At 65.5% G+C, this 3651-nt stretch carries 5 protein-coding genes; 4 read left to right on the top strand and 1 reads right to left on the bottom strand.

Annotated elements, in window-relative coordinates; genetic code table 11:
* Window positions 1–8 precede the first annotated feature (8 nt).
* Genes EOA24_RS30840 through moaB form a run of 3 tightly spaced genes read left to right on the top strand, consistent with a single transcriptional unit; the run spans window position 9 to window position 1654 of the window.
* Entirely contained in the window at window positions 9–194 is a 186-nt protein-coding gene (locus tag EOA24_RS30840) for a hypothetical protein (RefSeq protein WP_127410427.1), read from the top strand.
* Window positions 195–219: 25 nt separating this feature from the next.
* Window positions 220–1113 (top strand): 4-(cytidine 5'-diphospho)-2-C-methyl-D-erythritol kinase, encoded by an 894-nt coding sequence (locus tag EOA24_RS30845; protein WP_126078609.1) that lies wholly within the window; start codon window positions 220–222, stop codon window positions 1111–1113.
* Complete coding sequence (moaB, locus tag EOA24_RS30850; RefSeq protein WP_126078610.1) at window positions 1100–1654, top strand: molybdenum cofactor biosynthesis protein B; 555 nt, start codon at window positions 1100–1102, stop codon at window positions 1652–1654. Before EOA24_RS30845 ends, moaB begins: the two co-directional genes overlap by 14 nt.
* 15 nt (window positions 1655–1669) lie before the next feature.
* On the opposite strand, the gene EOA24_RS30855 is transcribed toward moaB, so the two are convergent.
* Window positions 1670–2173: a glycosyltransferase gene (locus EOA24_RS30855; protein ID WP_126078611.1), complete on the bottom strand. Its 504-nt coding sequence runs from the start codon at window positions 2171–2173 to the stop codon at window positions 1670–1672.
* 149 nt (window positions 2174–2322) lie between these two features.
* Between EOA24_RS30855 and EOA24_RS30860 the strand changes: the two genes are divergently transcribed.
* Entirely contained in the window at window positions 2323–3477 is a 1155-nt protein-coding gene (locus tag EOA24_RS30860) for a PA0069 family radical SAM protein (protein WP_126078612.1), read from the top strand.
* Window positions 3478–3651 lie beyond the last annotated feature (174 nt).

The raw sequence follows: 3651 nt of genomic DNA on the forward strand, positions 1-3651 counted from the left end.
GTTTGGATATGCCGAAGATCATTTTCTTCGCTGTTGTCGGCGCCGCCGCCTATTTCGGCTACCGCGCTTTCGTGCGCGAGGCCGAGCGCGTGACAGCCAAGATCCGGCGCACCGAAAAACAGGCGGCGAACGGCACGATGGGCACGCTGGTCAAGGATCCCAAGACCGGCGAATATCGTCTCGCCAAGGACTGATCCCATCTCGCCAGCAGCCGACATCCTGGAGCCCGGCACAGAGGTCCGGACATGGCTTGCGCCGGCCAAGATCAACCTGGCGCTGCATGTCACAGGAAGGCGCGACGACGGCTATCATCTCATCGAGAGCCTTGCCGTGTTCACACGCTTCGGCGACCGGCTGGAAATCGAGCCGGCGGAGCAGGACGAATTCTCGGTGTTCGGCCGATATGCCGCCGGCCTGCCGCTCGACGACGGCAATCTGGTGGTGAAGGCGCGCGATGCCTTGCGCCGGGAAGCCGGCGTGCAGCGCACGCCGCCGGTCGCCATCCGGCTGGAGAAGAACCTGCCGGTCGCCTCGGGCGTCGGCGGCGGCTCCAGCGACGCGGCAGCCGCGCTCAACGGCCTGGCGCGGCTCTGGAAGCTCGATATCGACGAGATTTCGCTGGCGCGGATCGGGCTTTCGCTCGGAGCCGACCTGCCGATGTGCCTGAAGTCGAAGCCGCTGGTCGCGCGCGGCATCGGTGATGAAGTGTCGCCGCTCTCCGCGTTTCCGGCGCTTGGCCTCGTCCTGGTCAATCCGGGCGTCGCTGTCTCAACACCGGACGTGTTCAAGGCGCTCTCTCGTCGCGACAATGACGCGCTGCCGCCGCTGCCAAGGCGCCTCGACTTCCACGCCATCCGTAACTGGCTGGAAACGACCCGCAACGATCTCGAAGGCGCCGCTCAAGCCATTCAGCCCGCGATCGGCGAGGCGCTCAAGGCGCTCAAGCGCGCCGACGCCGCCTTCGCGCGCATGTCCGGCTCGGGCGCCACCTGCTTCGGCCTGTTCGAGACCGGCAATGTGGCCAAGCGTGCGGCGATCGAGATCCGCGCGCGTCATCCCGACTGGTTCGTGGCCGCCACGCGCAGCATGGAGGTGAGCGATGGCGAAGCTTGACGAGAGCCGACCCTTCATTCCGGTGCGCATCGCGGTGCTGACGGTATCCGACACGCGCAGCCTTGCCGACGATAAATCCGGCCAGACGCTGGCCGACCGCATCGCGGAAGCCGGCCATGCGCTTGCCGCGCGCGACATCGTCACCGACGACCGCGAAAAGATCCGCGACAAGGTCCTCGGCTGGTCGAAGGACGACAGCATCGATGTCGTCATCACCACCGGCGGCACCGGTTTCACCGGCCGCGACGTGACGCCGGAGGCGCTGGAGCCGATCTTCGAAAAGCGCATGGACGGCTTTTCGGAAGTTTTCCACCGCATCTCCTACGACAAGATCGGCACCTCGACGATCCAGAGCCGGGCGACCGGCGGCGTCGTCAACGCCACCTTCGTCTTCGTGCTGCCGGGCTCGCCCGGCGCCTGCAAGGACGCTTGGGACGGCATCATCAAGGCGCAGCTCGACTACCGTCACATGCCCTGCAACTTCGTCGAGATCATGCCGCGGCTGGACGAGCATCTCAGGCGGGGCGGCAAGCCCACTTAGTAAGGGGCGCAGGCGTCACTTCGGCGGCGCCACCCAGATTTCGGCGTTCAACCGCCTGGTCGCGAGACCCCGAGCCAGGGCCTCCGCACCGCGAGCGCTCTTTGCCAGAGCCGAGGCCTGGCGCTTGCTGATGACGAGACCCTCTGCCAGCGCCCGATTGCCCGAAAAAACACGCGCCAGGAAAGGCGCGCGGTCGGCCCGAGCGCGTGAAAAGCGTGCCGGCATCGTTTGCTTTGCCGTATGCGCGACAACCTCGTCGATCCAGCCTTCGGCCAGCCGGGCGCCGGGCTCCACAAGCAGCAGCCAATCGCCCTTTGCCTGGCTGATACCGGCGCCGAGCCCACCGCTCACATAATGGCAGCCGGCATGTTCGGCGACCCGATGCGTCTGGTCGGTCGAGCCTTGATCGCAGACGATGACGTCGCGCACGACGCCTTCGACCGCGCCGCCGACCAGCGAGGCGAGCGTGCGGGCAAGTCCCTCTTCGTCGTTGCGGGTTTCGATGAGAACGCTGAGCATGCCTAGCCGAATAGCGGAAAGCGGAGGCTAGCGCCAGTTTACGCTTCCAGTCGAAAAAGTTCTTGCTTTGTTCTCATCGGCAAAATAGGAATAGTTTCATGAACAGAGCGATTCGACAGCCTGCCGACAGTCCCTGGGAAAGGGCGAAAATGGAACAGATCGTGCGCGCCGACATTGCCGCTTTCGGAGCAGGCAGAGCCGAGATGGCGAACGCGATGATCGAGCAGAGCGGCATGCGCGTGCGGCCCGACCGCAATCGCGGCCGGTCGGCCGGCATCAATCCGTCCGGTCGGTTCGAGCCGGTCAGCCGGCATGTCTTCGATGACGGCTGGAACTCGCTGGAGGAGTTGCCGCCGTTCAAGACGGAAGTGCAGGTCGAGAAGCCGCGCACCATCATCACCCGCAACGAGTCGCCCGACATTTCCTTCGACCGTTCGATCAATCCCTATCGCGGCTGCGAGCATGGCTGCGTCTACTGTTTCGCCCGGCCGACGCATGCCTTCATGGGCCTGTCGCCGGGGCTCGATTTCGAATCGAAGCTGTTCGCCAAGCCGGATGCGGCGCGCATGCTGGACAGAGAGTTGTCGAAGCCGGGCTACCAGCCGCGCACCATCGCCATCGGCACCAACACCGATCCTTACCAGCCGATCGAGAAGCAGTACCGGATCATGCGCGAGATCCTCGAGGTGCTGGAGGCGCGCGGACATCCGGTCGGCATCGTGACGAAGTCGGCGCTGGTGACGCGCGACTTAGACATCCTGTCGCGCATGGCGGAGCGTGGCCTTGCCAAGGTGGCGCTGTCGGTGACCACGATGGACCGCATGCTGGCCCGCACCATGGAACCGCGCGCGTCGACCCCGACGAAGCGGCTAGAGGCGATCAGGCAATTGTCGGATGCCGGCATCCCGGCCTCCGTGATGGTGGCGCCGATCATTCCCGGCCTCAACGATCCGGAGATGGAGCGCATCCTCGATTCGGCGCGGGCCGCCGGCGCCCGGGAGGCCGGATACGTCATCCTGCGCCTGCCGCTCGAAGTGGCGCCGATCTTCAAGGATTGGCTGTTGCGGCATTATCCGGACCGGTACCGGCATGTGATGTCGCTGATCCGCTCGATGCGCGACGGCAAGGATTACGATTCCGAATGGGGCAAGCGCATGAAGGGCGCCGGACCCTATGCCTGGCAGATCGGCCGGCGCTTCGAGATAGCGGCCAAGCGCCTCGGCCTCAATGTCGAACGGCGGCAGCTTCGCATCGATCAATTCGTCGCAGGCTCCGGCGCCGGCGAGCAGCTGATGCTGCTGTGAAGATGGCACCGACCCTGACGGCCGGCGCCAAGCAGTTCCAGGCAAAGCGGTTTTCCGTCTAGAATTGCTCTTGTTTCAAGAATTCCGTCCGGCCCTTGTCCCCCGGCCGTGAGACGGTGCCCTCCCGGTCCGGCGCCCCACCCGACCCGGAGGGACTTGCGGAGAATCGGAGCC

The organism is Mesorhizobium sp. M2A.F.Ca.ET.039.01.1.1, assembly GCF_003998035.1.
Taxonomy (GTDB): domain Bacteria; phylum Pseudomonadota; class Alphaproteobacteria; order Rhizobiales; family Rhizobiaceae; genus Mesorhizobium.

Excerpts from the sequence above, each read along its gene's own strand:
- EOA24_RS30860 (WP_126078612.1), top strand. The coding sequence starts at position 2,323 with ATGGAACAGATCGTGCGCGCCGACATTGCCGCTTTCGGAGCAGGCAGA.
- EOA24_RS30855 (WP_126078611.1), bottom strand. The coding sequence starts at position 2,173 with ATGCTCAGCGTTCTCATCGAAACCCGCAACGACGAAGAGGGACTTGCC.
- EOA24_RS30840 (WP_127410427.1), top strand. The coding sequence starts at position 9 with ATGCCGAAGATCATTTTCTTCGCTGTTGTCGGCGCCGCCGCCTATTTC.
- moaB (WP_126078610.1), top strand. The coding sequence starts at position 1,100 with ATGGCGAAGCTTGACGAGAGCCGACCCTTCATTCCGGTGCGCATCGCG.